The 22,126-nt window shown below is 44.4% G+C and carries 23 protein-coding genes, 1 tRNA gene, 1 pseudogene and 1 riboswitch; of the genes and pseudogenes, 11 read left to right on the forward strand and 14 right to left on the reverse strand.

Features of this window, described 5'->3' with window-relative positions; all coding sequences use genetic code 11:
• Window positions 1–129: 129 nt before the first annotated feature.
• The 3 genes from LOZ80_RS21385 to LOZ80_RS21395 all read right to left on the reverse strand — a co-directional run bounded on the left by LOZ80_RS21385 (window position 130) and on the right by LOZ80_RS21395 (window position 1,002).
• Window positions 130–420, reverse strand: a complete 291-nt coding sequence (locus LOZ80_RS21385; RefSeq protein ID WP_238166605.1) for a type II toxin-antitoxin system RelE/ParE family toxin — start codon at window positions 418–420, stop codon at window positions 130–132.
• Window positions 417–584 (reverse strand): hypothetical protein, encoded by a 168-nt coding sequence (locus tag LOZ80_RS21390; RefSeq protein WP_238166606.1) that lies wholly within the window; start codon window positions 582–584, stop codon window positions 417–419. The genes LOZ80_RS21385 and LOZ80_RS21390 overlap by 4 nt, the downstream gene beginning before the upstream one ends.
• A 345-nt stretch (window positions 585–929) precedes the next feature.
• Window positions 930–1,002 (reverse strand) — tRNA-Ala (locus LOZ80_RS21395).
• Between the two features lie 208 nt (window positions 1,003–1,210).
• Between LOZ80_RS21395 and LOZ80_RS21400 the strand changes: the two genes are divergently transcribed.
• Window positions 1,211–1,498 (forward strand): hypothetical protein, encoded by a 288-nt coding sequence (locus LOZ80_RS21400; RefSeq protein WP_238166607.1) that lies wholly within the window; start codon window positions 1,211–1,213, stop codon window positions 1,496–1,498.
• A 17-nt stretch (window positions 1,499–1,515) separates the two neighbouring features.
• Window positions 1,516–2,031 (forward strand): VanZ family protein, encoded by a 516-nt coding sequence (locus LOZ80_RS21405; RefSeq protein ID WP_238166608.1) that lies wholly within the window; start codon window positions 1,516–1,518, stop codon window positions 2,029–2,031.
• On the opposite strand, the gene LOZ80_RS21410 is transcribed toward LOZ80_RS21405, so the two are convergent.
• Window positions 2,009–2,158 carry a hypothetical protein gene (locus LOZ80_RS21410; RefSeq protein WP_238166609.1) on the reverse strand — a complete coding sequence of 50 codons (150 nt, stop codon included), beginning with the start codon at window positions 2,156–2,158 and terminating at the stop codon, window positions 2,009–2,011. The genes LOZ80_RS21405 and LOZ80_RS21410 overlap by 23 nt on opposite strands.
• Window positions 2,159–2,272: 114 nt before the next feature.
• Here LOZ80_RS21410 and LOZ80_RS21415 point away from each other — a divergent pair, with 114 nt between their 5' ends.
• On the forward strand, window positions 2,273–4,099 hold the full coding sequence (locus LOZ80_RS21415; RefSeq protein WP_238166610.1) for an SgrR family transcriptional regulator: 1,827 nt from the start codon (window positions 2,273–2,275) through the stop codon (window positions 4,097–4,099).
• Between the two features lie 59 nt (window positions 4,100–4,158).
• Entirely contained in the window at window positions 4,159–4,545 is a 387-nt protein-coding gene (locus tag LOZ80_RS21420) for a hypothetical protein (RefSeq protein WP_238166611.1), read from the forward strand.
• A gap of 21 nt (window positions 4,546–4,566) precedes the next feature.
• On the opposite strand, the gene LOZ80_RS21425 is transcribed toward LOZ80_RS21420, so the two are convergent.
• Window positions 4,567–4,827 carry a hypothetical protein gene (locus LOZ80_RS21425; protein WP_189007895.1) on the reverse strand — a complete coding sequence of 87 codons (261 nt, stop codon included), beginning with the start codon at window positions 4,825–4,827 and terminating at the stop codon, window positions 4,567–4,569.
• A 533-nt stretch (window positions 4,828–5,360) separates the two neighbouring features.
• On the opposite strand from LOZ80_RS21425, the pseudogene LOZ80_RS21430 reads away from it, so the two are divergent.
• Window positions 5,361–5,882, forward strand: a pseudogene (locus LOZ80_RS21430) (TerD family protein); the annotation flags it as partial.
• Window positions 5,883–5,957: 75 nt separating this feature from the next.
• Entirely contained in the window at window positions 5,958–6,632 is a 675-nt protein-coding gene (locus LOZ80_RS21435; protein ID WP_238173068.1) for a vWA domain-containing protein, read from the forward strand.
• 50 nt (window positions 6,633–6,682) lie between these two features.
• Here LOZ80_RS21435 and cysI read toward each other — a convergent pair whose 3' ends face one another.
• The 3 genes from cysI to LOZ80_RS21450 form a co-directional block, all read right to left on the reverse strand.
• Entirely contained in the window at window positions 6,683–8,404 is a 1,722-nt protein-coding gene (gene cysI, locus LOZ80_RS21440) for an assimilatory sulfite reductase (NADPH) hemoprotein subunit (RefSeq protein WP_238166612.1), read from the reverse strand.
• 55 nt (window positions 8,405–8,459) lie between these two features.
• The gene (locus tag LOZ80_RS21445) at window positions 8,460–10,292 is read right to left on the reverse strand and encodes an assimilatory sulfite reductase (NADPH) flavoprotein subunit (protein ID WP_238166613.1); all 1,833 of its coding nucleotides are present in this window, start codon (window positions 10,290–10,292) and stop codon (window positions 8,460–8,462) included.
• A 249-nt stretch (window positions 10,293–10,541) separates the two neighbouring features.
• On the reverse strand, window positions 10,542–11,714 hold the full coding sequence (locus LOZ80_RS21450) for an MFS transporter (RefSeq protein WP_238166614.1): 1,173 nt from the start codon (window positions 11,712–11,714) through the stop codon (window positions 10,542–10,544).
• A gap of 131 nt (window positions 11,715–11,845) precedes the next feature.
• On the opposite strand from LOZ80_RS21450, the gene LOZ80_RS21455 reads away from it, so the two are divergent.
• The 3 genes from LOZ80_RS21455 to htpG all read left to right on the forward strand — a co-directional run bounded on the left by LOZ80_RS21455 (window position 11,846) and on the right by htpG (window position 17,416).
• Window positions 11,846–12,181 carry a winged helix-turn-helix transcriptional regulator gene (locus LOZ80_RS21455; protein WP_238166615.1) on the forward strand — a complete coding sequence of 112 codons (336 nt, stop codon included), beginning with the start codon at window positions 11,846–11,848 and terminating at the stop codon, window positions 12,179–12,181.
• A 173-nt stretch (window positions 12,182–12,354) separates the two neighbouring features.
• Window positions 12,355–15,327, forward strand: coding sequence for a fibronectin type III domain-containing protein (locus LOZ80_RS21460; RefSeq protein ID WP_238166616.1), 2,973 nt, complete (start codon window positions 12,355–12,357; stop codon window positions 15,325–15,327).
• Window positions 15,328–15,535: 208 nt separating this feature from the next.
• A complete protein-coding gene (gene htpG, locus LOZ80_RS21465) occupies window positions 15,536–17,416 on the forward strand; it encodes a molecular chaperone HtpG (protein WP_238166617.1) in 1,881 nt (626 codons plus the stop codon).
• Between the two features lie 82 nt (window positions 17,417–17,498).
• Here htpG and LOZ80_RS21470 read toward each other — a convergent pair whose 3' ends face one another.
• Window positions 17,499–17,669: a hypothetical protein gene (locus LOZ80_RS21470; RefSeq protein ID WP_238166618.1), complete on the reverse strand. Its 171-nt coding sequence runs from the start codon at window positions 17,667–17,669 to the stop codon at window positions 17,499–17,501.
• Between the two features lie 89 nt (window positions 17,670–17,758).
• Window positions 17,759–17,854, forward strand: a riboswitch (cyclic di-GMP riboswitch).
• A gap of 45 nt (window positions 17,855–17,899) precedes the next feature.
• Here LOZ80_RS21470 and LOZ80_RS21475 point away from each other — a divergent pair.
• Complete coding sequence (locus LOZ80_RS21475) at window positions 17,900–18,091, forward strand: hypothetical protein (protein ID WP_189007870.1); 192 nt, start codon at window positions 17,900–17,902, stop codon at window positions 18,089–18,091.
• Window positions 18,092–18,313: 222 nt separating this feature from the next.
• Here LOZ80_RS21475 and nrdR read toward each other — a convergent pair whose 3' ends face one another.
• The gene (gene nrdR / locus LOZ80_RS21480; protein WP_238166619.1) at window positions 18,314–18,793 is read right to left on the reverse strand and encodes a transcriptional regulator NrdR; all 480 of its coding nucleotides are present in this window, start codon (window positions 18,791–18,793) and stop codon (window positions 18,314–18,316) included.
• A 119-nt stretch (window positions 18,794–18,912) separates the two neighbouring features.
• Here nrdR and LOZ80_RS21485 point away from each other — a divergent pair, with 119 nt between their 5' ends.
• Window positions 18,913–19,137, forward strand: coding sequence for an alpha/beta-type small acid-soluble spore protein (locus LOZ80_RS21485; protein ID WP_079414920.1), 225 nt, complete (start codon window positions 18,913–18,915; stop codon window positions 19,135–19,137).
• 64 nt (window positions 19,138–19,201) lie between these two features.
• Here LOZ80_RS21485 and LOZ80_RS21490 read toward each other — a convergent pair whose 3' ends face one another.
• The 4 genes from LOZ80_RS21490 to mutM all read right to left on the reverse strand — a co-directional run bounded on the left by LOZ80_RS21490 (window position 19,202) and on the right by mutM (window position 22,108).
• Window positions 19,202–19,804: a lytic transglycosylase domain-containing protein gene (locus LOZ80_RS21490; protein ID WP_238166620.1), complete on the reverse strand. Its 603-nt coding sequence runs from the start codon at window positions 19,802–19,804 to the stop codon at window positions 19,202–19,204.
• Window positions 19,801–20,397, reverse strand: a complete 597-nt coding sequence (gene coaE, locus LOZ80_RS21495; RefSeq protein WP_238166621.1) for a dephospho-CoA kinase — start codon at window positions 20,395–20,397, stop codon at window positions 19,801–19,803. Before coaE ends, LOZ80_RS21490 begins: the two co-directional genes overlap by 4 nt.
• Before the next feature lie 22 nt (window positions 20,398–20,419).
• On the reverse strand, window positions 20,420–21,148 hold the full coding sequence (locus tag LOZ80_RS21500; protein ID WP_238166622.1) for an MntP/YtaF family protein: 729 nt from the start codon (window positions 21,146–21,148) through the stop codon (window positions 20,420–20,422).
• Between the two features lie 99 nt (window positions 21,149–21,247).
• Window positions 21,248–22,108 carry a DNA-formamidopyrimidine glycosylase gene (mutM, locus tag LOZ80_RS21505; RefSeq protein ID WP_238166623.1) on the reverse strand — a complete coding sequence of 287 codons (861 nt, stop codon included), beginning with the start codon at window positions 22,106–22,108 and terminating at the stop codon, window positions 21,248–21,250.
• Window positions 22,109–22,126: the final 18 nt, after the last annotated feature.

Genomic DNA, 22,126 nt, shown 5'->3' on the forward strand with positions numbered 1-22,126 from the left:
GCATATCATGAATTCTAAGAAGACTGACCGCGGTTTTTCTTATATGGAGTCTGGGGGGATCGAACCACTGACCTCATCGCTGCCAACGATGCGCCCTCCCGAGTGAGTCAGATTCACTACCAGTAATTTTTATTTCCTCTTTAAGTAAATAATCCAAATAAATGTAACGGTATCTTCTTTTTCCGAGATGACATAGAACAGGACGTACACGTCCACAAGTAAATGTCGAATGCCGTTCGCTGCCACTCGTTCATCGCGAACTAATCTATTTCTAGAAGGCATTTGCTCCCATTGAAAAGCAGCTTCAGAGATTCTGACAATCATTTTTCGAGCTGTCGTCGGTTCAATCAATTCGTCGGCGATTTCTCGCAAATCCGATTCTGCCGGCTCAGTGATAACTAAACGATATTTAAGCCTCACTCCGGAGTTCTTTTCTCGATATCTGCAAATGCCTCATCAAAAGATCGTACCTTTTGCATTTTCAGTGCATCCATACCTTCATCAAGCAGCTTATATAGTTCGAACTTTCCAACCAGTTTTTCGTACGTTTCAATAGTCATTACAGCCAGATCACTAGTGGGCATATCCACTCTCATTTATGTAGCGGTTCGCCTACTATTACCAAAGAGACTTGCTCAAAGTCCGATTGACCTTGAGCAAGTCCCTTACGAACTCAATAACCTTTATTTGCCCAAAATAAGACATTCACTAGATCGCCAAAGCAGCCATTTTCTCGTCTATAAGCATCATACAGTTCATAAGGATTACAGATGGATTGTTAGGCGCTCAATTCCACCAGTTAACGCTGGTTTTCAAAGCTCACTCATCCGTTCCGTCCGCGCGGGCGAACCCGCCGGGGTTCTCTACCCTGGGCTCCTTGAACGAAAAAAAGAACATGTCCAATGACATGTTCTTTTTTTCGTTCTATATGGAGCCTAGGGGGATCGAACCCCTGACCTCATCGCTGCCAGCGATGCGCTCTCCCAGCTGAGCTAAGGCCCCGCAATGTCGATTAATTCATGTCGACTTTTCGTATTATACATGAATTATAGGACTCAGGCAAGTCCTTAACAGAGATATTTTTGAAACCTAATTATTTGCGTTGGTCATTTGACGTTTCTGTTGCAAAGTGGAGCAAACGTTGTTTTCAGCCTCTTATTCATGCTAACCTAGTAAAATAAACTAGTTGATCGTGTAGGAGTGACGGAACGTGTCGAATGCAGTGTTATATTGGGTATTCTTAGGGATTGCTTTTGTAATCCCATTCGTGATTGGCGTGTGGTTAATGCGGAGAACGAATCGCTTAGGATTCTCTTTCTGGATAACGACGGCTTTGAATATTGTGTTGACGCTTGCCGCGGCATTGTGGTGGAAATCCGTGACACCGGAAGGATTCTACATGATGTTCGGAATGGCCTTCTATGGCGTTTCTGCGGTGAATTTGATGGTTATTGAGTTTTTTGCTTTGTTCAGTATTCGTAAGAAATTGAATCCATAAAAGGGGATTTTTCACCTGTGAAGCTGTCATCTTCCAAGACTTTTTTTTATTTATTTTTAGCTGCAGCCGTCCTTTGGATGGCCTTTATTTTTTTCAAATCAGCAGAATCGTATGAACAACAGAGCTTGCGGCCGCTTCTGGAATCCAAGTTCTCGAGCAATTATTTACAAAAGAGTTTGCCTCATTTTGAATTTTCCTATGACCACCAAAAGATCTCATGGCAGGACCCCGTCGGCGTTATCGAATTCTTCATAAGAAAAGCAGGGCATGTCAGCGAATTCGCTATCCTAGCCCTGCTCTGGTCCTTAGCGCTTGTGGCGAAGCAAGTTAAAGTCGTCATCGCACTGATCACCTCCTCCTTCATTTCAATCCTTTATGCGGCATCCGATGAATGGCATCAAACGTTTGTTGCTGGTCGAACCGGACATGCGATTGATGTAGCTATCGATTCCATCGGTGTTGTTCTCGCAGCTCTCATCATCCTGATTGGCTTCGGAATCCGTCGATGGATTAAACGAAGAAGAATAAGTTAGTCAGCAGCATGTAGACTTTTCTTTTTTTGACCGATTTGAATTTCCATAGCTCGCGAGCTTCGATTTCCAAACCCTGTTGTTGCCACTGCATCAATTTCTCAGATGCATAGAAGTCTGTTGATTGCATAATGATCACCTTCCTTTCTTTTCCTGATAGGTCTAGTTTACATCTGGAATAAGGGGAACAAAAAGTGTATAATTCTGTTTAACTATTTCCCCTTTTAAGGAAAGGATTGAATCGATGCAGCTTTTAAGCCATTTTTTCGAGCTCAGGGCCAGTTTTCCACATGGCGTTGAGCAGGAACCACAGCCGATTACTTTGGATGAACTTGCAGATCGTTTGTACTGTTCGACGCGGAACGTGAAGATTCTGCTGAAGAAGATGTGTGAGCAAGAGTGGATTTCTTGGAAGCCCGGCAGAGGCCGCGGGAATGTCTCAGAGTTAACTTTTCTCGTATCCGCTGAGGATATGATCTCGAAACAAGCGATGGCCTTAGCCAGTCAAGGCGATTATAAAGGGACTATTGAGTTGATTCACCAATTGGGCAAGGGCGAAGCGCTGCAAGATTCCTTCATCGATTGGTTATTCAGCTTCTTTGGCTATCGCGCTGTCGAATATGAAGAGCGTTATAAGGATACGCTGCGATTCCCCGTTTATAAGTGGCTGGTGTCGTTGGACCCGGCATTTTCTTTTTTCGCCTTCGACAGTCATCTGATCAATCAAATATTTGATACATTGGTTCAAAATAACTCGCAAACGATGGTGATTGAGCCCCATTTGGCCCATTACTGGGAGATAAGTGAGGATGGCCTGCATTACACCTTTTATTTGAGAAAAGGCGTGTTGTTCCATCACGGTCGAGAAATGACAGCCCACGATGTTCATTATTCGATCTCCAGGCTCAAGGATTTGGGTCTATCAGCTAGCCAGGGCTGGATGACGGAAACGATTGAGAATATGACGGTTTTGAACCGCAGCACGATCGCTATTGAGCTGAAACAGCCGAATGTGCTCTTCCTTCAACAATTAGCTCACTCCTCGCTAGCTATTCTACCTGAGGAAATTTGCCGTGATAATGAGGACATTTTTGGGCGTATGCCCATCGGTACAGGGCCTTTTCGTTTGGAACGCAACGATGATTATATATGCAAACTTCGTGCTTTTGACAGTTATTTTGGTGTCAGACCCCATCTCGATCAAGTGGAAATTTGGCTGCTGCCGCCGGATTTATCTGAAGTGGGTCCGAGCTGGGATATGGTTCAGGTGCTGTGCGATCACAATAACTCCCGCAAACCTGTCGGTGCGGTTGGGAAAGATTCGGAGTGGCATCAGATCGAGCAATCTATTCTCGGCTGCAGCTTGCTTACGTTCAACAGGAGCAAAAAAGGTCCTCAGCAGCACCCTAATTTTCGCAAAGCAATCGACTTGATTATTGATCGCGAGCGGATGATTGAGGAACTTGGCGGCTTTCGAGAAGCCCCAGCGAGCAGCTTTTTGCCATCGTTGAATCAAAGTGGATCCGAAGCGCCCTATCGGACAGATTTTGCGGAAGCCAGGCGGTTGCTTGAAGAGATGGGGTATCGCGGGGAAGTTCTTCACATGTACATCTATAGCAACCACAACGAAGATGCCGTATGGATTTGTGAGCAATGTGCCCGAGCAGGCATAACCATTGAACTGACAACTCGCAGCAAGTCAGACATGATGAACCTCTCAACGATCATGGAATCGGACTTGATTTTCTATCACATTTGTATGGAGAGTGAATATGATCTTCATATTATCCAAACGTTGAAACAAAGCAACAGCTACGTCCGTGCCCATTTAGGCGAGCAGCGCATGGCTTGGGTGGACCTAGAAATAGATCAAATCCTCCAAAATCCAAATCGAGAGGAACGTATTGGCAAGCTTCATCAATTGGTTGAAATTCTACAGGAAGAAAAATCCTTTCTTTTCGTGCTTCATCGCTCGCAGCAAACAACTTATCATGACTCGATCAAAGGCGTGAGTCTTAACGATCTGGGGTGGGTCGATTTTCGCAAAATATGGTTCGCGCCAGGCGGTTGATAAAACCTGTAAAACGGGAAATACTCTCTCTATGATTAAATTATTCGGAGGGTATGAACATGAAGAAAATCAAACAAGCCAATATCGTGCGTTACACTGAACGAAATGATGTTCGTTGCGTCGATATAGAAGTCAAAGCTGACGGTGTGCATGGTGTCTTACTCGCTGAATTCGCTGCGACGCTGGACCATGATTTTGATTTGAGACACGTTTACCGCAAAGATGCTTCAAGTGAAATTGACTGGTATGACAACAATTTACATGAAGCTTTTCAGGATGTGTCGGACGAATTGTTTCACAGCAAGTGGGTGGAACGCGAAGAATTCAAAGATGCTATTTTGGCGGTTGGCACCATACGCACCGATTTGGAGGAGCATTTTAAACTGAGCCGGACGGCTTCTCTATTTCATACCGATGATGTCGAAGATCAAACTTTTTTACACTGAGTAAAAAGAAAAAACGACCCTTTAAGGTCGTCTTACATAAGGCTCATAACGGGTTTCCATGGCATGCCAACGGGCATTCGCAACGAAGAAACCGATGAAAAAGAAGACGAGCAGGCGAATCGGAATCCAGACTGGGTTGAGTGCTTTGAAACTGATAATTTCGATAATACTCGTTAAGATCGTTAGTCCAATGCCCCATGGGAGCAAGCCGAACAAAATTAAGTACTTGGATCGACCTAGTTGTTTTCTTTTTTCCCAAAGCTCTTTGCGTGGATCGCTCATAAAGTTTCTCCCTTTTTCTTTTCATTATAACATAGGAAGTGTCCAGTCGCGATTTCATAGAATAGAGCTGAGTACCGCTGTATCACGGCACGGCACGACACTGCACCTCCCAGAACTGCCCCGAGCACCCGCGCAATCGATCTGTCATGTAATGAACTGTAGGATGCTTATAGATGAGAAAACAGCCTCTTTGGCGATTTAACGAACTGTCTTGGCGTTATCGAGTAGACTATAGGCAGAATGGCGATCATTTGCATGTAATAGTGCATCGGGAATTCGTTACATTTTCAAAACAGACCATTTTGATCAAATAACGTTTATTGAGTTCGCAGAGGGACTTGCCTCAAGGTTCATCAACTTTGGGGGAAGCCCTTTTTTGCCGTGTTTGTTTTGCACAAGCGGCTGAATATTCTCCCTCTTTCGCAAGCTTTTCACAGAAAATGACATTAAATTTGCACAAACGCTTCTCTAAATCTACCCTTTCCATTATGATAGAAACTATACAACAATTTCCAAAACAGAGGAGAACCTAAATGTTATTGTCTAAAGGACAAAAAGTAGACGTTACCAAAGGTGCAAACGTGTCTACGCTTAGTCTGCAGTTTGGCTGGACCTCTACAGTACCAGAAATGAATATTGATGCTGCCTGTTTTGTGCTGTCTGCCAGAAACCGTTGCGAACAGGATGAGGACTTCGTCTTCTACGGCAATCCGTCCGTTTATCATGGAGCTATCTCCCATCAGCAAATGGTTGGTCATAGTACTGTCAAAGAATCAATCCAAATTAACTTATCACAAATACCGCAGAGCGCCGCTAAATTAGCATTCACTGTCACCATTCATGAAGCTGAAAAACATGGTTATATCATGAAAAATGTGTCTAATCTTTTTGTCACCTTAGTCAATAACGAACGAAATGAAGAAATCTGCCGCTTTGACTATGGAACAGATTTACACAAGGAGACGGCTATCGTAGCAAGTGAATTATACAGGCATAATGGGGAGTGGAAATTTAACGCAATAGGGAGCGGTTTTTTTGGAGGTTTGGCTGCTTTATGCACGAGCTTTGGTTTGGAAGTAGAGGAGAATCCTCAAGCCCATCTAGAACTTCCACTCCCTCAGGAGGAGAAAATGCTCTCAACCATTGATTTGCGCAAGAAGCTTGTGCAAATCACTTTGGAAAAGAAACAATTGACTCATTTGACCGCGAGAGTCGGACTAGTTCTTGATATTTCAGGTTCGATGAGACATCTATACAACAATGGAACGGTTCAAGAGGTCGTCGAGCGTATTTTGGCTGTAGCCTGTAAATTTGACGATAATGCCAGCCTCGATGTGTGGGTTTATGATAATGAATTCAGCAGATTATCCCCTGCTACTGAAGCAGATTTTGACAATTATGTTCAAAATCAAATTATCAGCAATCGCAGTATCCATAAATTCGGTTATAATAATGAACCTCCTGTCATGAAGGATGTAATAAAAAAGTACACCAAAGAAGAAGTTTCTTCCCTCCCTGTATTCTTAGTATTCATTAATGATGGCGGCGTCTTGAAATCTATCAAAAAAGTGATAACGGAAGCGGCTGTTCAGCCAATTTTCTGGCAGTTCGTCGGCATAGGCCGCTCTGATTTCGAAGTACTCAAGAAGTTGGATACCATGGAAGGCCGCATTGTGGACAATGCTAATTTTATTCATATCGATGATATAGCCGCCATCTCCGATGAAACGTTGTACAATCTGCTTCTCAATGAGTTCCCGCAATGGATTAAAGAAGCAACAGAGCTGAGAATACTAAGAACATAGTCCAGAACAAAAAGAAGTGCATCCGCAAATCGCAGATGCACTTCTTTCTTTTATGCGTGGAAATCCTGTCCTGAGCGTACTTCTCTCACATATCCAGCGCGGATCACAAAGTCACCGAAGTGTTCGCCATCCTCACGCTCTTTGGCATATTGATTGATGATCGGTTTCAAGGAATCCAGAATCTCCGTTTCACCGATATTCTCTTTGTACAGTTTGTTCAAACGATTTCCGGTGTGGCCTCCACCCAAATACATATTGTATTTGCCTTGAGCCTTGCCGATGAACGCGATTTCTGCCAACATAGGGCGAGCGCAGCCATTTGGGCAACCCGTCATGCGGATGACGATTTCTTTCTCCCGCAGGCCAGCTTCATCCAGCATGGGTTCAAGCTTATCGATCAAAGACGGCAAGTAACGTTCGGATTCAGCCATAGCCAATCCACACGTTGGGAATGCCACGCAAGCCATGGAACTTCTGCGCAGAGCGGAGTAATGAAGCCCGTCGGTAAGTCCATACTCTTTGATTAACTCCTCAATCTTTTTCTTCTTCTGACTGCTAACATTGCCGATAATGAGGTTCTGATTCGCTGTCAAACGGAAGTCTCCCGTATGCACTTTGGCAATTTCGCGAAGTCCCGTCATCAAGAAGAAGTTGTCATCGTCTTTCACACGGCCGTTTTGGATAAACAGGTTGAAGTGCCATTTGCCATTGCTGCCTTTTACCCAACCATAACGGTCTCCATTGTTGTCAAAATGGTAAGCACGCGCTGGTTCCAAACTCCAACCCAAACGGGCTGTCAGTTCACCTATGAACCAATCGATGCCGCGGTCATCAATTGTGTATTTGAAACGTGCATGCTTGCGTACAGAACGATCGCCGTAATCACGTTGAATCATAACCGTCTTCTCGGCCAAATCAATCATTTGTTCCGGCTTGATAAATCCGATAACTTGGGCAACTTGCGGATACGTCAACGTATCGCCGTGACTCATCCCCATGCCGCCGCCAACGGAAACGTTGAAGCCTACAAGACGTCCATTTTCAACGATAGCAATGAAGCCCAGATCCTGAGAAAAAACATCCACATCGTTAGAAGGAGGAACAGCAACACCAATTTTAAACTTACGCGGCAAATAGACATGTCCATAGATAGGTTCTTGCTCTACGCCTTCCAAGCTGTCTACAACTTTCTCGCCATCGAGCCAAATCTCATGATAGGCTCTGGTGTGGGGATCGAGATGATTGCTCACGCGGCTGGCCCATTCATAAACTTCTGCATGAACATCCGATTGAAACGGATTCGGATTACACATGACATTACGGTTTACGTCTCCGCAAGCTGCTAATGTGCTTAACATGGCATCGTTCACTTCGCGAATTGTTTTCTTCATGTTCCACTTGAGAACGCCATGCAATTGGAAAGATTGTCGTGTCGTTAAACGAATCGTACCGTTGGCAAATTTCTGAGCAACGCGATCCATCATAAGCCATTGATCCGGCGTTACGATCCCGCCCGCTGCGCGGACGCGAAGCATGAATTGATAAGCTGGTTCCAGCTTCTGCTTTTGTCTTTCATTACGCAGGTCGCGATCGTCCTGCATATAGCTGCCGTGAAATTTCATTAACCGATTATCGTCTTCGGGAATCGAGCCTGTGATCGCGTCTTTCAGCGTTTCTTCCAGGCTCCCCCGGAGGTAGTTACTTCTGATCTTGATTTCCTCTACATCGCTGTGCGGTGCGCTATTTGTTGATACTAAATTATTATCTGACATTGTCGGCCTTACTCCTCTCGCGATCTCTGAGACATAGGTTTAGTAAACTTGGCGTTTAGTAAACATCCCTTTGATAACGTTTTTGCTGTTGCATGCGGGTCAAATATTCAGAAGCTTCTTCCGGACTGAAACTTCCTTCTTGTTCAATGATCGCTGCCAAGGTTGCGTGAACATCGTGAGCCATTTTCTTTTCATCGCCACAGACGTAAACACAAGCTCCTTCTTGGAGCCACTTGTAGAGCTCAGCGCTTTTCTCAAGCATTCTATGCTGTACATATACCTTCTGGTCAGTGTCGCGGGAGAATGCAACATCCATTCGCGTCAACACGCCATTCTTGAGCCACTTCTGCCATTCAACTTGGTAAAGGAAATCAGTGGAGAAATGTTGATCACCATAGAAGAGCCAAGATTTCCCTTCTGCTCCAAGCTCCTCACGTTCACCCAAGAATGCGCGGAACGGAGCAACGCCCGTACCTGGACCAATCATGATGATTGGCGTTTCTGGATTTTCGGGCAGCTTGAAGTTCGGATTGTTCTGAATATAGACCGGCAGCGCATCGCCAGCTTGAATGCGTTCTGCGAGTTGTACGGAGCAAACGCCATAACGTTCTCTGCCTTGCGCCTCATAACGAACCGTGCGAACGGTAACGTGCACTTCGTCTGGGAAGGATTTGAAGCTGCTCGCGATGGAGTACAAGCGTGCAGGCATTTTCCGAAGAATGCCAACAAATTCTGCAGATGAGACACCTTTCAGTGCATAATCCTGTACCAAATCAAGCAAATCGCGTCCAACAAGGTAAGATTTAAGATCTTGTTCACGTCCTGCCGCAAGCAGTTCTTGCAGCCCGCTGTTGGAAGTAAGTTTGGCAACTTGTTCCAGTAACGGTTTCGTCAAGACGGTAATTTCATAATTGCGAAGCAAAGCATCCTGCAAGGCACGCTTTTCCCCATTTTTATTTATCGTTACAAGCTCATCGGATTTCCATCCCATAGCTTCAATTAATTCTTCAACAAGACGCGGGTGATTCTCTGGGTAAATACCCAAGCAATCGCCTGGCTCATATTGTAAGTTTGATCCTTCGAGCGAAATCTCAAGGTGACGTGTTTCACGGTCGGAACCACGCCCGTTCAAGTTCAAATTCTCCAGAACTTCTGCCTGAAACGGATTCGTTCTCGAAAATTCGGACTCAGCTCCACTCTCTCCTGCCGTACCGACCGCGCTAACTGCAACGGATGCGGATGAAGCTTGATTCAGAGAGCCCAAAACAGCGCTGATCCACTCTCCGGCAGGCTCATCAAAATCAACGTCGCAATCCACTCGAGGAGTTAGGCGTTTACCGCCGAGTTCAGCCAGACGGTTGTCGAAATCTTTGCCTGTCTGACAGAAGAACTCATAGGACGTATCTCCAAGTGAAAGCACGGAATAACGCAGATCTTCCAACTGAGGCGCACGTTTGCTATGCAAGAACTCATGGAAAGAAATAGCGTTGTCAGGCGGATCGCCTTCCCCATGTGTGCTCACCAGAACAAGCAGGTTTTGTACTTTTTTGAGATTGTTCGGCTTGAAATCCGCCATCGAGGAGAGCGTTACCTGAAAGCCGATGTCTTCCAGTTTTTTCGTAACTTTTTTGGCCAAACCTTGAGATTTGCCGGTTTGGGAGCCGAAAAGCACAGTTACTTCCTTGGAAATAACCGGCGCGTTCGTCGCTAAAGTCACAACCGGACTTCCTGTAGCCGCCCCCGCTGTTGCGCTTACTGCTGATCCTTGGGTAGCCGCAAGATACCCGTTCAGCCAGATCCGTTGTGTCTCCGACAATGTCGGTAACAGACGATTCAGCAATTCTACTTGTTCCTGGTTAAAAGGACTGTTTGTTACTTGAAATTCCAAGAATATCCACCTCTCGTAGCCTGCATTGATAAGAAACCCTTTACATATCTCACTATTCACTCATCTGAACCTACCATGCTTGAGAGATCTGGTCAATTAGAATGAACTTATAAGATCTATCAGTAATCCTGATAAAGAAAAATAACCTTATAAAATCAGGTTTTCTAACCCCCCGCGCAAGCTTATCAAGATTCAATGAAATGTCTGTCTAGGCCATTATAACAGATCGTTATGACTCGCTGAACTACCTCATTTGGCAGACCATGTCGTTTTGCGATTATGTCTAGGGTAGAAGCTATAGATAGCTGCGGTTAATCCTAGCATAAGCACAATTCCCGCCAGCCAAGGATGATACAACAGTGTCGATGTCGAATCTAACAAATATCCGCCTGCTCCCGCTCCGGCTGCCAATCCTAGATGTACGATAGACGTATTCAAACTTAGAACAAGATTGGCGGATTGCGGAGCTTGCTGAATGAAGTAGCTTTGCACAGCAGGACCGCTGACAAACATCGACAACACGATAAAGCCGATCAATAGCAGGCTAAGCGGCAGCGAACCAACGGCGATGGGCAACAAGGCCGCAGCTGTAATTTGTACAATTAAACTCATCGAAACCATGCGGGCAGCCCCCCATTTATCAACACCATATCCCCCAAACTTGGAACCAATTGAGCCAACAACACCAAGAACAAGCATGAGGAAGCTAATCGCGGTCGCTTTGAGCCCCAGAATCTCTTGCATAAATGGTGTCATATATGTGAATAGGATGGAGCTTCCGGATTCTTTGAAAAGAGTAATGAATAGCCCGCTTACAATAGCAAAGCTGCCCAATACTTTAAATTGTTTCATAAAAGAAATAGGCGCATCCCCCTCAATTTCCGGTACAAGTCGATAGATGCTATAAGCAATCAACAAGCTAAGCAAACTCAGTATGACAAATATAGCCTGCCAACTCAGCCATTTCGTTATCAAGATTCCCATGGGCACTCCCAAGATCATTGCTGTGCTAAAGCCAAGAACAATGGTGCCAATCGCACTGCCTAATTTCTCTGGAATGACCAGCTTCGCGACAGCCCCGAACACCGTGACGAAATAGACTCCAGCACTGATCCCAAGCACCACTCGAGATAACATTAGCAGGATGAAAGTCGTGCTCATAGCCGACAATAAGCTTCCCATGATAAAGACGAACAGTGAGCCAATGAGTACCTTTCTACGACCCATTCGGGAAGTCAATGAGACCAAAATAGGAGTTCCTACGGCAAAGGATAAAGAATAAGCGGTAATTAATTGCCCAGCAAGGGCTAAAGATACATGCAAATCTTCAGCAATATACGTAAGAATACCAGAGACAATTAATTCAGCAGTAGCTGTTAGAAACACCCCAATTGTAAGCATATAAATCGTCATGCGATTCATTATAATCATCCTCCTCAACTTCTCTTGAATGTATTATAATGAAGTTGCATACTTTAGGTAAGAAGGCAAAACTACTGGTCTTTATCCAAATATTTTGACTACCTATATAATAGTAAGCAGGTGAATGAAGCATGGAATCAACGGAAAAAGAAGTACAAAATTCCTCGGCCATTTGTTCGGTGCTCCAAATATTAGGGGCCAAGTGGTCCTTCCTGGTGATTGCTGAATTGGCCAAAGGACCAAGACGTTTCAAGCAGCTGCACAGAGATCTGGCTATCGTTAGGACTCAGTCATTAACAGACGCGCTTCGCCACCTGGAGAAAAATGGCATCGTCCGCCGAGAGGTTTTCCCCACAGTTCCTGTGTCCGTTGAATATTCATTAACGGCCAAAGGCGAAGACTTTCAATCCTCTCTGAAAGAGATGGAGAAATGGTCGCTCAAATGGGGTGCCCAAACCACGGAATAAGGCGGGCTTGACAGACCAAATCTTCTGACATTTGAGTACCCAGGTTATAACAAAAAACACTCATTCCATATTCTGAAATGAGTGTTTTTTGTTATTGCTATTCTACCAATAAATATCTATAATCTACCAATAGATTCAACCGTTCCATAATTATACAAAAAAGGAGAATCAATATGTCTAAGCTGAAACAAAGATTAATGTTCTTATTCTTTACTAGTGCTTTATTGTTATCTGGATTGCTTTTCGATTCATCTACCTCATTTGCAATTAGCCCGTCGCTATCACTTAGTGGAGGAGGAACTTCATCCAAAGCAATTGATGCCAACGGTACTATTTATGGTTGGGGGGCAAATTCTACTTATCAAATCGGTGACGGGACTAACGTTGATAGAAAAATCCCAGTCGCAGCCTTATCGATTCCCAATGTTGCAAGTGTTTCCACTGGTGCAGGACATACGCTTATCTTAACAACAAATGGGAAGGTTTATGCTTATGGTGCAAATGATTTAGGCCAACTTGGTCTTGGCACAACTGGATCTCCACAAACAACACCACAGGAATTAACAACATTGTCAGGTATTTTTATCGTTGAAGTCAGTACTTATATGAATCATAATCTCGCACTTGATAATCAGGGGAAAGTCTACTCATGGGGAGACAACAGTACTAGTCAATTAGGTCGTACTGGAAGCACTTCCATCCCCACAGAAGTTGTTTTTCCAACCTATACCGGGTTTGGTAACAGGATTGCTAAATCTATCAATGCAACTCGAGGCAATTCCTATGCAGTTATGACAGACGGCACTGTAGCAGGATGGGGGGACAATTTCTACAAACAAGTTGTGAATCTTTCGGGTGTTTATATAATCAGTGCACCCGAGAAAATTGCTGGTCTATCTAACATTACTAAAGTTAAAGGAGCTTGGCAGGGAGCCATGGCACTCAACGGTTCCGGGAATGTGCTTTCCTGGGGGACAAATAATTCCTACTTGCTAGGTCAACCCTCACAAAACACCGCCTATTCCCCGACACTGATCGCTAACCTATCAGGGGTTAAGGATATCGTCATGGGGAATACGCAAAGCGTTGCTTTGGGCACTGACAAGAAAGTAAGGGCGTGGGGAGACAACACCAGAACCGGTACAAGCGCAACTTCAAGTTTCTATACTCCCGCATTAGTCTCCGGCATCCCTGGCAATGTTATCGCTATTGGTGGTGGTAATTTTCACGTTATTACACTTACTGATACTGGGAAACTTTATACTTTCGGAAGCAATGGCAACGGACAACTGGGTAACAACACGACGACATCATCACAACTCCCCATCCTTATCAACCAAACAATAAGTTTGAATTTGGGACCAACGCCACCTGCGTCGATCACACAATCGAATGTCACAACAAATTCTGCAACACTAACATGGTCCCCATCTGCAGCTGGGTATTATTCCGTCACTGGCTATAATATTTATCAGAATGGCGCATTAATAGGTACAACCGCAGGGACTACATATTCTTTAGCCGGCCTTAGTGCCGGCTCAACGTATAGTTATACAATTAAAGCAAAAGATTCTGCGAACAATTTATCTTTAGACAGTAATACTATTTCCATCACGACTCTTTTTTCACAGCTTACTGCTACTCCAGGGGTTAATGTTGTCCAGCTAGCCTGGAATCCTATCCCTAATGCTTTGGAGTATCAGGTCAAAAGAGCTGCTGCTTCAACAGGTCCCTATACAACAATTTCAAGTTCAACTTCCACAAGCTTTACAGACAGCAGTGTTACTGGTGGCGTTACTTATTACTACAAAATTACTGGCATCGATGCTGTTGGGGACATCGGGAATTCGAACATTGTATCTGTCGTTCCCATTGCTCCAGACATCACCCCACCAACCGCACCTAGTGGTTTGATTTCGAACGCACACAGTGGAACAACTGTAGAATTAAACTGGACAGCTTCAACAGATAATGTTGCCGTTGCAGCTTACGATATTTATGTAAATAGTTCCCTTGCTGGAACCGTGTCTGGCAATGTATATACGGTCAGCGGATTAGCATTGTCAACGACTTATACATTCACAGTTTACGCAAGAGATGCAGAAGGAAATGTGTCTTCTCCAAGTAATTCAATTCAAGTAACTACTTACAATTCTACAAATCATTCCGTTGTGATTGGCGGGAATACTGGACTCTTCACTTCTGAAGATGGGCTTGCTAGTTGGGCTGATATCACGCCCGACAGCTTAAACTACATGGAACTTTACACAGCAGGAAGCAATATGCTTGCACTGGGAACCCGTACTGCATTAAATGACCGTCTTATCGGCTATGGCTATCTTAGTGATAGCTTCGGCTTCGGAACCACTCCTATTGTAACCTTAGACGGGAATCATAACGCACAACAAATGCCTGTATACGCTGCTGTATATGGCAATGGAAAATATGTCGTTGCTGGAGGATATCGAATTGGAAACAACACAAGTACAATCGGTTATACTTCGACGGATGGAACAAACTTCACGCAGACAATAGATGGATACAGAAATGCTAACGCAAACTACAACAGTGGTGACGCTATGGGGATTATTAAAGACGGCGTTTATGGGAATGGAAAGTTCGTTCTTATCGGGAATACGGATTACCTAAGTTATACAGCGACATCATTGAATGGATCTAACTGGTCAATCCAGCTTACAGCTACTGCACTTAATTACAATGGGATTACTTATGGTAATGGTAAATTTGTAACAGTAGGCATGTACCCAACAGGTACAGGAACTTTCCGTCCAGTCATTGATTCTTCAACCAATGGCACCAACTGGAGTTCTTCGCCGCTTATACTCAATAGCTACTATAACAAGCAATTAAATGGTGTTGCCTATGGAAACGGCAAATTTATAGCTGTTGGTACTGGTGGGTTAATCCTGTATTCTACAGACGCTATTACTTGGAGTGCAGCATCACCTGCAACTTCCAGCAATTTAAATGCTGTTGCTTATGATGAATCAACAGGCAAATTTATAGCAGTGGGTAACGATGGAACAATACTTTCATCTTCCACTGGAGCAACATGGACAGCATTTGCGTCCGTCGGCGGAGATTATCAATCCGTTGCTGTATTCCCTGGTTCACTTCTTCCATAAAAATAATTAATTAGCTCCCACTTAACCATTCCATTTTCTAGGATGGTTAAGTGGGAGTTTGAAATTTCAACGATCTTTCATTTGACATAATAATGTAACAATGTTATAAAATTATTGAATAGCACTCGAAGTAAGAGAGTGCTAACGCAGTCATTCGCAGGAACTTATGAACCTATTACATCGTTCAAATTTGAAAGGAGATCTCCCCGTGGAAAAGAAACAATTTCAGGCTGAATCCAAAAGACTTTTGGAAATGATGATTAACTCCATTTACACACAAAAAGAGATTTTTCTAAGAGAACTCATCTCCAATGCAAGCGATGCCATCGACAAGATTTATTACAAGGCATTGACGGATGATGCGTTGGTCTTTGATAAAGATAGCTATTTCATTAAAGTTGTAGCTGACAAAGCTAACCGTACCTTAACGATTCGCGATACAGGAATTGGGATGACCAAAGAAGACCTGGAGAATAATCTAGGGATCATTGCCAAGAGCGGATCACTTGCCTTCAAGAAGGAAAACGAAGCGAAAGACGGACACAACATCATCGGTCAGTTCGGTGTAGGCTTCTATTCGGCGTTTATGGTCGCAGATGTCGTTACCGTGACCAGTAAGGCTCTGAACAGTGATGTGGCTTACAGATGGCAATCTACGGGCGCTGACGGGTATACGATCGAGGCTTGCGAGAAAGATGCTGTGGGTACGGAAATTGTTTTGAAAATCAAAGATAACAGCGAAGATGACAACTATGATGAATACTTGGACGAGTACCGCTTAAAGGCGATTATCAAAAAATACTCTGATTTCATCCGCTATCCGATCAAAATGGACATTGCCGGCAAACGCTTGAAAGAAGGCAGTGAAAGTGAATTCGAGGATTATGAAGAAGAACAGCACGTGAACAGCATGGTGCCGATCTGGCGTAAAAACAAAAGCGAGCTCACACCGGAAGATTACGAAAAGTTCTATCATGAGAAGCACTACGGCTTCGATAAGCCGCTCAAGCACATTCATGTCAGCGCCGATGGTGCTGTGATTTACCAAGCCATTCTCTTTATCCCGGAAAATATGCCTTTTGATTACTACTCCAAAGAGTTCGAAAAAGGTTTGGAGCTCTATGCCAATGGTGTCTTGATCATGGATAAATGTGCTGATTTGCTGCCGGACTACTTCAGCTTCGTGAAGGGTATGGTTGACTCTGAAAGCTTATCACTGAACATTTCCAGAGAAATGCTGCAGCATGACCGTCAATTGAAGCTGATCGCCAAAAATATTCAAAGCAAGATCAAAGGCCAACTGCAAAGCTTGTTGAAAGACGAAAGAGACAAGTACGAGCAGTTCTATAAAGCCTTCGGCCGTCAATTGAAATTCGGTGTATACAGCGACTACGGCACTCACAAGGACGTCCTTCAGGACCTGCTGATGTTCTACTCCTCCAAGGAGAAGAAGCTCGTCACGTTGGATGAATACATCGCAAGAATGCCAGAAGATCAGAAGTATATCTATTATGCTTCCGGGGAATCCATCGAGCGTATCGATAAGCTTCCACAAACGGAAATTGTCTCTGAAAAAGGCTACGAATACTTGTATTTCACAGACGATATCGATGAGTTTGCGATCAAAATGATCATGACCTACAAAGAAAAAGAATTTAAATCCGTATCCAGCGGCGATCTGGGCATTGAGGCAGACGACAAGGAAGCGGAAAACGAATCCGACAAGAACGAAAACCAGGAGCTTTTTGACTACATGAAGAACCTGTTATCCGGCAAAGTGTCCAATGTGAAAGCATCCAAGCGGTTGAAAACTCACCCTGTCTGCTTATCCACGGATGGTGATGTAACCATTGAGATGGAAAAAATCTTAAATGCGATGCCAAACAATCCGAATGTGAAAGCTGAGAAGGTATTGGAAATCAATATCAACCATGACGTTTTCGCTTCACTGAAAGACGCCCTTGCCAAAGATAAGGATAAGCTGAACCTGTACACAGCTCTCCTCTACAATCAAGCGCTCTTGATCGAAGGCCTGCCGCTGCAGGATCCGGTTGAATTCACAAACGATATTTGCAAAATCATGGTTTAACGGAAGAAAGATAAAGAAAGATCCTCAATTCCCCGATTTTGTGGAATTGAGGATCTTTTTGCATCCATACCTATGCGAACCGTCAACTCTGATAATCCGGCGATAGCTCCTTGTCATCGATTTGTTTGGTTGCTTGCACATTTGAGTACACATAAGCCAGTAAGCGATCTTGATCAATTCCCAGTGAATAAGCAACCTTAACGATATCTAACTCGCAAGAAATATGGGGGATTGGATTAGAATTGACGGACATATGTTTCAACCATCCTTCGAATAAATGTAATTGTAATTAATGCAACCTGATCCTTAAATGTGATATAGTTTTGATACAAGCATGAATCGGTACGATAAAGGCAAAACCATTGAAAAGTGGTGACGCAAAGCTATAGGGACTAAATTGACATGTCACAATGGTCAAGATGTCAGCCAGCTACCGGTATAGCCTCCGTCCGATTCATGTAGAAAGCCTAGGAGGAGATAATAATGATGGGTAAAATCACGTTAGATGGCGCAATGAGTTTGGATGTCAGGCAATTGATTGAACATTTGCATCTTCCTGAGAGCGATATTCTGGACATGTTCTCCTTTAAGTTTGATGACAATCTTTTAACCCCTGAAGAATCCATTCGATTTATACATTTTCTGCGAAGTGAATTGGACAATCGTACTCAATAAAAGAATTATGCAACAACGCAATCAAAAATACAGTCGGTTGGTGTCTATAAAATATTTTTTTTCAATTCATGATAATCAAGTAATTGCTGAATTTATAAGCTTGCAAAAGAAAAAGACAACGGGAAACCCGCTGTCTTTTTCTACTTTTTTGTCAGATTTCGTAGTTGCAAACCGCGAGCGCTGCCGCTGTGATTTATTCTTGCGGGTGCAACTTACAGCTATTTATTTATCCCGGAGCAATCCGGAATCATGCTTTCCCAGAATTTGCGTGAGCTCCTTCAAGAACATGTTAATATCTTTAAACTGCCGATAGACGGAAGCGAAGCGAATGTACGCCACTTCATCGACGGGGTACAATTGCTCCATAACGATTTCTCCGATGCCCAGACTTTCGACTTCAGCATGAGCTGTCGTGCGCAGCTGCATTTCGACCTCGGATACGATCATTTCCAGTCGCTCCATCGAAACAGGCCGCTTCTCACAGGCGCGAATCAAGCCCCGCAAAATTTTCTCTCGACTAAATTCTTCCCGGCTGCCATCTTTTTTAATCACGATGAGCGGAGTTTCTTCCACCATCTCAAAGGTTGTGAATCTTCTTGCGCATTTTTCGCATTCACGACGCCGACGGATCGATTTATTTTCATTCGCAGAACGGGAATCAAGCACTTTCGTACCGGAATAGTCACAAAACGGACATTTCATTCGCTTTTCACTCCTTTCTCTCCTGGTTGAATGGTTGAAGGATTACCATATGTTACAAGTTATGAACTTCGCCGTTTTGCGCACAATACTAGTACCAACCGACAAGGAGGTGAACAGACATGAGCGCAGGACAATCCCGCAGCAGCAACACATTAGTCGTTCCTCAAGCTAACGCAGCGTTGGATCAGTTGAAATACGAAGTAGCTCAAGAGCTAGGTATCTCTATCCCACAAGATGGATACTACGGTAATATGGCTACTCGTGACACTGGTGCCATCGGTGGTCACATTACTCGTCGCCTGGTACAAATCGCAGAACAATCTTTGGCTGGTCAATTCAAGTAATCTTGAAGATTAGCTTCTGAATCTGCCAAACAGGAAGTATTGGACTCTAGGCCCCCACAAGGAGCTAGTCCAATGCTTCTTTGTTTTGTTTGGGGAGAGCTCCCCAGCGCTCGGAATAAAGATTCGTATACTTCTCATAATAATACAAAACTCGCTGAACATAATGACGCGTTTCACCAAACGGAATTTGATTGATGTTCGCTTGGGAGCCGTCCCAAATGTCATTTTGCTTCCACTTATTCACATTACCCTGACCCGCATTATAAGCAGCAATCGCATAAACCAAATTGCCATTGTAATGCTTCTGCAGCCAACTCAGATACCATGACCCCAAATTAATGTTCACATCTACTTCGAGTAAATCCTTTTGTGCATGCGGCTCTAGATTTGTCGATTCCACAATCCAGTCTGCCGTATCCGGCATGAGCTGCATCAGACCTAACGCGCCTTTTTTGGACTCCAAATGGTGCTTATAGTTCGTCTCGACGCGAATGATCGCAGCAATAAGAAAAGGATCTATATGGTGTTTCGCCGCGCTCTGCCTGATTTCCTGCTCAAAGTAGATGGGATACAGCTTTCTCCCGATAAATGAACTGTTCATAAAGAGAACCACGATAAAACAGACGAGTAAAAGGGCAAAAACGCGTTTTTTACGCAAAAACGTCATGAGAGCCCCTTCCTTAGCCAAAATCGCTCTACTTCAGATTGGGTCTGTTCCCATGACCCGCTGTTGTCAATCACGATATCAGCCACTTGGCGTTTCTCTTCAATCGACATCTGAGAGTTAATCCGCTTATTAGCCTCGGTCTCGGTTAAACCATCTCTGTGCATAAGTCGCTCCAACTGCACATGACGCGGCACATAGACGACTAAGACTTCTTCAAACATAAAGCTCAAATTTGATTCTATCAATAAAGGGACATCCACCACAACCAACCTGTTCGGATACTGCTGCTCGTAGGCTTCCATCTGTTCCCGCATTTGTTTACGAATAGGGGGGTGCAAAATACTTTCCAACTGTTTCCGTGCTTCTGTCTGACCAAAGATGATTTCACCTAGTTTTTTGCGATGAAGAGAACCATCTGGTTGCAGAACAGCTTGTCCAAAACGGGCTGCAACCTGTTCAAGAACAGGGCTGCCGGGCTCGACAACATCACGGGCGATTTGATCCGCATCTACCAATAGAGCGCCGCGGCAAACCAGCATGGCACTGACCGTGCTTTTGCCGCAGGCGATTCCTCCTGTTAACCCGATATTCATGGGCAGTTCTCTCCTAATTAGACTATAACATTTTCAAAAGACCCATCACGATAAGGACACATCCCGGGAGAATCGACAGCTTCTTCATCCACTTCATCTCTGCATAGCGGAAGCCAATCCGCAGTCCCAGAGCAATAAAGGAACCACTCGCAATCGAAATCACTGAAGCCGTCAATAAAGGCACAAAACCAATCAAAGCCGCACCAATTCCTGCGCCAAAAGCATCGAGCGAAAGTGCCAGACCAAGCAGTGTAGCTTCAGACGCTGAAATATTTCCAGACTTGTCGACATCGGCAATTGAGGGTGTGCGCAATATTTGAATCACCAGACCGAATCGTTTCAATTCTATGTTCAAAATTTCCTTGGTTCTTTGCAGCGTGTCATAGGAAGCGAGTTCGTTAGCACCCAATGTTCTCATGGCTGAATCAGCCTGCACGCCGCTAACAGAAGCTTGCTCCGTCAATTTGCTGGACTCTTCCTGAGACTTTTGCCTCGTTTGCGCCAAGGCCCAGACGCCAATTCCGATTAGAATAAAAGCGCCAATCCGCTGAGCAACGATAGGTGACATGAAAGAAGACATCAGCACACCAATTTGCATCGAGCTATAAATAATGATACCAGACCATAGTGATATAATGCCAATGGAGAGGAGCGGAATACGTATTTTGCGCAGCCCATACATCACACCAACACCGAAACCATCCAATGAAACTGCAAAAGCCAGAATAAGTAAAGAAATGACAGGAAGCATAATACCCCTCCTAAGAGTGTTACCCGGCAAACGCGCTATGGAAGCTGTTTATCTGGGCTAAGTACTCCATATCATATGGGAAGGGTATGTCTCACGTGCCTATTTCTCTAACTTCTTTCGAATACGCTGACGTTTGAGCGGCTGACAGAGCGGACAGATATGCGTGCCCCTGCCGCCAACGACGGTCTTGTATATTTCTGTCCCGCATTTGTTGCAAGCTTGCGACTGTCTGCCATAAATGTTCAATTGATGCTGGAACAAGCCAATTTCCCCTTGTCCGTTCACATACGATTTAATCGAAGAGCCTCCCACTTCCACCGAGTCGCTCAGCGTCTTGATGATGGCTGCATGAAGGAGGACGAGTTCTTTCCTGCTCAGCGACGATGCTTCCCGTTCAGGGTGAATGCCCGCCAGAAATAAGGACTCGTCTACATAAATATTCCCGATACCGACAATATATTCTTGATTCAGCAGGAGCGGTTTAATCTTGGTGGACTTATGAGCAATCCGCTCGCGGAAAGCTTCGAAGGTGAAGGCTTCATCGAGCGGTTCCAGCCCCAGCTTATGCAGCGGTGGCTGCGTTAATTCTTCGCCTCGCGGGAACAGATGCATCGTTCCAAACTGACGCACATCCTTGTAGCGAAGTTCACTGCCGTCCGTGAAACGGAACAACACATGGGTGTGCAGCTCTAAGGGATCGTCGGCGTCATATACCCCGTAGCGGCCTTCCATTCGCAAATGGGAGACCATCACATAATCGGTAAGAATGAACCTCAGGAATTTCCCTCTGCGTTCGATGTTTTCAATGGTCTGCCCTTGCAGCAAAAGCTCAAAAACTTGGATATCATCAGGTTTCTGAATAATGCGCGGCAATCTGACCTGAACGTGTGCAATCGTTTTTCCGGTAATTAAAGTATTCAGCGTCCGTTTGACCGTTTCGACTTCAGGTAGTTCAGGCACGGATGTTCACCTCTTTAT

It is taken from the genome of Paenibacillus sp. HWE-109 (assembly GCF_022163125.1).
Taxonomy (GTDB): Bacteria; Bacillota; Bacilli; order Paenibacillales; family NBRC-103111; genus Paenibacillus_E.